The sequence below is a fragment of the Coxiella-like endosymbiont of Rhipicephalus sanguineus genome (assembly GCF_018687865.1).
Genome location: NZ_NIQB01000072.1, coordinates 1 through 667 on the forward strand (window position 1 = coordinate 1; position 667 = coordinate 667).

Consider the following 667-nt stretch of genomic DNA (forward strand, 5'->3'; position numbering starts at 1 on the left):
AAAAAACATCCAATCTACCCTTGAAGACATTAGCACTGCCTTACTGGAAGCGGACGTTGCCCAATCTGTCGTCAAGGACTTTATTAATCAAGTGCGCGGAAAAGCGCTCGGCCAAGAAGTAATTGGCAACGTACGACCTGGCGAGGCATTGGTCAAAGTTGTCCAGGATGAATTAATTCATATACTCGGCGATGAACAGGCAGAAATTAATCTGAATGCCCCCCCCCCTGTTGTTATTGTGATGGCCGGCTCCAAGGTTCTGGTAAAACCACCACTGTCATCAAATTGGCACGATGGCTTCAAGAAATAAAGAAAAAATCCGTAATGGTAGTTTCAGCCGACGTTTACCGCCCTGCAGCAATAAAACAACTAGAAAGCTTAGCAGGACAAATTAACGCACATTTTTTTCCCTCGAAAACCAATCAAAAACCCACTGACATTGCCAAAAGAGCTTTAACTCAGGCTAATAAGCAATTTATAGATATCTTACTCATCGATACGGCGGGTTGTCTCCATGTGGATAAGGAATTAATGGAAGATATGCAGGCTATTAGCGACACTGTCAATCCCACGGAACTTTTACTCGTGGTCGACAGCATGATGGGTCAAGATGCAGCGAATGTGGCAAAGTCATTCAATGAAGCACTACACTAACGGGGGTAATTTT

The 667-nt window shown here is 43.9% G+C and carries 1 pseudogene; it reads left to right on the forward strand.

Features of this window, described 5'->3' with window-relative positions:
- Positions 1 to 648: pseudogene (locus B1F79_RS04075) on the forward strand (signal recognition particle receptor subunit alpha); the annotation flags it as partial.
- Between the last annotated feature and the right edge of the window lie 19 nt (positions 649 to 667).